8 protein-coding genes are annotated in these 3,811 nt (G+C 65.5%); all 8 read right to left on the bottom strand.

The annotated features are described in order from the left end of the window. The coding region (locus EQG76_RS27095; protein WP_200841162.1) for a KH domain-containing protein at positions 1 to 289 on the bottom strand (289 nt) is incomplete at its 3' end. Then, positions 289 to 672 (bottom strand): 50S ribosomal protein L22, encoded by a 384-nt coding sequence (rplV, locus tag EQG76_RS27090; protein ID WP_159718073.1) that lies wholly within the window; start codon positions 670 to 672, stop codon positions 289 to 291. The genes rplV and EQG76_RS27095, both read right to left, overlap by 1 nt. Position 673: 1 nt before the next feature. Beyond that, the gene (gene rpsS, locus EQG76_RS27085) at positions 674 to 952 is read right to left on the bottom strand and encodes a 30S ribosomal protein S19 (protein ID WP_159718071.1); all 279 of its coding nucleotides are present in this window, start codon (positions 950 to 952) and stop codon (positions 674 to 676) included. Between the two features lie 3 nt (positions 953 to 955). Next, on the bottom strand, positions 956 to 1,798 hold the full coding sequence (rplB, locus tag EQG76_RS27080; RefSeq protein ID WP_159718069.1) for a 50S ribosomal protein L2: 843 nt from the start codon (positions 1,796 to 1,798) through the stop codon (positions 956 to 958). 4 nt (positions 1,799 to 1,802) lie between these two features. Further along, positions 1,803 to 2,096 (bottom strand): 50S ribosomal protein L23, encoded by a 294-nt coding sequence (locus EQG76_RS27075; RefSeq protein WP_159718067.1) that lies wholly within the window; start codon positions 2,094 to 2,096, stop codon positions 1,803 to 1,805. Then, on the bottom strand, positions 2,093 to 2,713 hold the full coding sequence (gene rplD, locus EQG76_RS27070) for a 50S ribosomal protein L4 (RefSeq protein WP_159718065.1): 621 nt from the start codon (positions 2,711 to 2,713) through the stop codon (positions 2,093 to 2,095). Before rplD ends, EQG76_RS27075 begins: the two co-directional genes overlap by 4 nt. Then, on the bottom strand, positions 2,713 to 3,399 hold the full coding sequence (rplC, locus tag EQG76_RS27065; protein WP_159718063.1) for a 50S ribosomal protein L3: 687 nt from the start codon (positions 3,397 to 3,399) through the stop codon (positions 2,713 to 2,715). Before rplC ends, rplD begins: the two co-directional genes overlap by 1 nt. Before the next feature lie 13 nt (positions 3,400 to 3,412). Beyond that, complete coding sequence (gene rpsJ / locus EQG76_RS27060) at positions 3,413 to 3,721, bottom strand: 30S ribosomal protein S10 (RefSeq protein WP_159718061.1); 309 nt, start codon at positions 3,719 to 3,721, stop codon at positions 3,413 to 3,415. Between the last annotated feature and the right edge of the window lie 90 nt (positions 3,722 to 3,811).

Genomic DNA, 3,811 nt, shown 5'->3' with positions numbered 1-3,811 from the left:
CGGCGGAGCAGCGCTGGGCCACCTCGCGCCGGAGCACCTCGATCGCCTCGCCCTTCTTGCCGATCACCACGCCAGGCCGCGCGGTATAAATCATCACCCGGGCCTTCTTGGCCGGACGCTCGATCACCACCCGCGACACGCCGGCGTTCGACAGGCGCTTCTCCAGAAACTCACGGATCTGGATGTCTTCCTTCAGCATCTTGGCGTAGCCGTTCTCCGCGAACCAGCGCGAATCCCAGGTACGATTGATGCCGACCCGCAGACCGACGGGATTTACCTTGTGACCCATCAGGCCCTTCCCTCGCTCTGCTCACGGACGACGATGCGCAGACGGCTGTAGAACTTCTCCACCCGGGCGGCACGGCCGCGGGCACGCGGATGCAGGCGCTTCATGACGAAGCGCTTGCCTACGTAAGCCTCGGCGACGACCAGCCGGTCCACGTCCAGATTGTGATTGTTCTCGGCGTTCGCAATGGCGGACTTCAAGGTTTTCTGGACCTCGAGCGCCACCCGCTTGCGCGAGAACTCCAGCGCGGTCATGGCGCGGCCAGCCGACATGCCCCGGATCAGCCCGGCCACCAGATCGAGCTTGCGCGGGCTGGAGCGGACCAGCGTGTCCTCGGCGAACGCCTCGTTGGCGCTGACCTTGCGCTCTGCTTTGGGCTTGCTCATGTCAGCCCCTCTTCGCCTTCTTGTCGGCACCGTGACCGGAGAAGGTCCGGGTCGGCGCGAACTCGCCGAACTTGTGCCCGACCATGTTGTCCGTCACGTAGACCGGCAGGTGCTTCTTGCCGTTGTGCACGGCGAAGGTCAGGCCGATGAACTCAGGCATGATGGTGGAGCGGCGCGACCAGATCTTGATGATCTCGTTGCGGCCCGAACGCCGTGCGGCATCGGCTTTCTTGAACAGATAGCCGTCGACGAACGGACCCTTCCAAACTGAGCGGGCCACGCCTTAACCTCCACGCTTCTTCGCGACGTGCCGCGAACGCACGATCATGCTGGTCGTGCGCTTGTTGCGGCGGGTACGGTAACCCTTGGTGGGCTGGCCCCACGGGCTGACCGGATGACGGCCACCCGAGGTGCGGCCTTCGCCACCGCCAAGCGGATGATCGACCGGGTTCATTGCGACGCCGCGCACGGTCGGGCGGGTGCCCTTCCAGCGCTGCCGGCCGGCCTTGCCCAGATTCTCGTTCTGGTGGTCCGGATTCGACACAGCACCCACCGTCGCCATGCAGGTCTGCAGGATCCGGCGGATCTCGCCCGAGTTCAGGCGGATCTGACAGTAATCGCCGTCGCGGCCGATCAGCTGGGCGAACGAGCCGGCGGACCGGGCAATCTGCCCGCCCTTGCCCGGCTTGATCTCCAGGTTGTGCACGATCGTGCCGACCGGGATCGCTCGCAGGGGTGCGGCGTTGCCGGGCTTGATGTCGACCCGCTCGCCGGCCACCACCCTATCGCCCGCGCGCAGCCGCTGCGGGGCCAGGATGTAGGCCTGCTCGCCGTCCTCGTACTTCACCAGCGCGATGAAGGCGGTCCGGTTCGGATCGTATTCCAGCCGCTCGACCGTGCCGACCACGTCGAACTTGCGACGCTTGAAGTCGACCAGTCGGTAGGAACGCTTGTGCCCGCCACCGATGTGGCGGGTGGTGATCCGGCCGAAATGGTTGCGGCCGCCGGACTTGGAGAGGCCCTCGGTCAGGGACTTGACCGGCTTGCCCTTCCACAGCTCCGACTTGTCCACCAGCACCAGCTCGCGCTGCGAGGGCGTGATGGGGTTGTAGTTCTTCAGCGCCATGGCCTCAGATCCCCGTCGTCACGTCGATGGTCTGGCCGGCTTCCAGCGTCACGATCGCCTTCTTGACGTCGCTGCGCCGATACGCCTTGCCCTTGAAGCGCTTCGTCTTACCCTTGGTCACCAGCGTGTTCACCGCGGTGACCTTGACGTTGAAGAGCTTCTCCACCGCCTGCCTGATCTCCGGCTTCGCCGCATCGCCACGCACCTTGAAGGTGACCTGGTTCAGCTCGGAGATCCGGGTCGACTTTTCCGTGACCACCGGGGCCAGAATGATGTCGTAGATCCGCTCCTGGTTCATGCCAGGCGCTCCTGAAGTTCCTGGGCCGCGTCCTTGCTGAGTACCAGCTGGTCGCTGCGCAGGATGTCGTAGACGTTCGCACCAACCGAGGGGAGCACGTCCACCTGGGTCAGGTTGCGCGAGGCGAGCGCGAAATTGACCTGCAGCTCGGCGGGACCGACGAACAGCACCTTATCCAGACCGAGCTTGCCGAGCCGGGCGACCAGCTCCTTGGTGCGCGGCTGGTCGAGCTCGAGCTTGTCGATGACGATCAGCTTGCCGCTCTTGGCCTTGTCGGACAGGGCCATGCGCAGGCCGAGCGCCCGGACCTTCTTGGGCAGGTCGAAGCCGTGATCACGCGGGGTGGGCCCATGAGCCCGCCCACCGGTACGGAAGATCGGGGCGCGCTTGTTGCCGTGGCGGGCGCGACCCGTACCCTTCTGCTTGTAGATCTTGGCGGTCGAGCCGCGGACCTCGCCGCGGCTCTTCACCTTGTGCGTGCCGGCCCGCCGCTTGGCGAGTTGCCACAGCACCACCCGCTGCAGGATGTCGGCGCGCGGCTCTAGGCCGAACACGGCATCCGCCAGCTCGATGGTCCCGGCGTCCTCGGCCTCCAGCGTCTTGACGACGATCTGCATCACTCGGCTCCCGCGGCGACTAGGCCGGCCGGATAGGGTGCATCTTTCGGCGCGGCCCGCTTGACCGCATCGCGGATCCGGACCCAGGAGCCCTCAGCCCCCGGCACCGAACCCTTGACCAGGATCAGGCCGCGCTCCTCGTCCACGCCGAACACTTCAAGGTTCAGCACGGTCCGCTGCTTCGCACCCATATGCCCGGCCATCTTCTTGCCGGGAAACACTCGACCCGGATCCTGCCGCTGGCCGGTCGAGCCGTGCGAGCGATGCGAGATCGACACGCCATGGGTGGCGCGCAGGCCGCCGAAATTGTGCCGCTTCATGACGCCGGCGAAGCCGCGACCGATCGAAATGCCGGTCACGTCGACGAACTGGCCTTCAACGAAATGCTCCACCGAGAGGCGCGCACCCACATCCAGCACCGCATCCTCGGAAACCCGGAACTCGGCGACGTATGCCTTGGGTTCGACCTTCGCCTTGGCGAAGTGGCCGCGCATCGGCTTCGACACATTCTTGGCGCTCTTCGGGCCGACTCCGAGCTGGATGGCGGTGTAGCCATCCTTCTCGGCAGTGCGGACCGCGACGACCTCGCAGTCCTCGACCTTCAACACGGTGACCGGCACGTGACTTCCGTCCACGCCGAACAGCCGCGTCATACCCATTTTCTGGGCCAACAGCCCCGTACGCATGATTTTCTAAGCCTCAGAGCTTGATCTCGACGTCCACACCAGAGGCCAGGTCGAGCTTCATCAGCGCGTCCACGGTCTGCGGAGTGGGGTCGACGATGTCCAGAAGGCGCTTGTGCGTCCGGATCTCGAACTGCTCGCGGCTCTTCTTGTCGATGTGCGGCGAACGCAGCACCGTGAACTTCTCAATTCGATTGGGTAGCGGGATCGGGCCGCGCACGCGCGCCCCGGTCCGCTTGGCCGTGCCAACGATTTCCCGCACCGACTGATCGAGCACGCGGTGATCGAAAGCCTTGAGCCGAATTCTGATATTCTGCGCGTCCATGGTCGGACGATCCCCGCGTGTCTTCAGATCACTGGATGATGTTGGCGACGACGCCGGCACCGACGGTGCGGCCGCCCTCGCGGATGGCAA

Origin of the sequence: Geminicoccus flavidas, from assembly GCF_009806515.1 — a bacterium.
Lineage (GTDB): Bacteria > Pseudomonadota > Alphaproteobacteria > Geminicoccales > Geminicoccaceae > Geminicoccus > Geminicoccus flavidus.
This window is presented reverse-complemented; position numbering and strand designations above follow the sequence as displayed.

What these genes read in the sequence shown, in the direction of transcription:
- EQG76_RS27075 (WP_159718067.1), bottom strand. Translation starts at nt 2,096, where the DNA reads ATGAACCAGGAGCGGATCTACGACATCATTCTGGCCCCGGTGGTCACG.
- rpsJ (WP_159718061.1), bottom strand. Translation starts at nt 3,721, where the DNA reads ATGGACGCGCAGAATATCAGAATTCGGCTCAAGGCTTTCGATCACCGC.
- rplV (WP_159718073.1), bottom strand. Translation starts at nt 672, where the DNA reads ATGAGCAAGCCCAAAGCAGAGCGCAAGGTCAGCGCCAACGAGGCGTTC.
- rplC (WP_159718063.1), bottom strand. Translation starts at nt 3,399, where the DNA reads ATGCGTACGGGGCTGTTGGCCCAGAAAATGGGTATGACGCGGCTGTTC.
- rplB (WP_159718069.1), bottom strand. Translation starts at nt 1,798, where the DNA reads ATGGCGCTGAAGAACTACAACCCCATCACGCCCTCGCAGCGCGAGCTG.
- rplD (WP_159718065.1), bottom strand. Translation starts at nt 2,713, where the DNA reads ATGCAGATCGTCGTCAAGACGCTGGAGGCCGAGGACGCCGGGACCATC.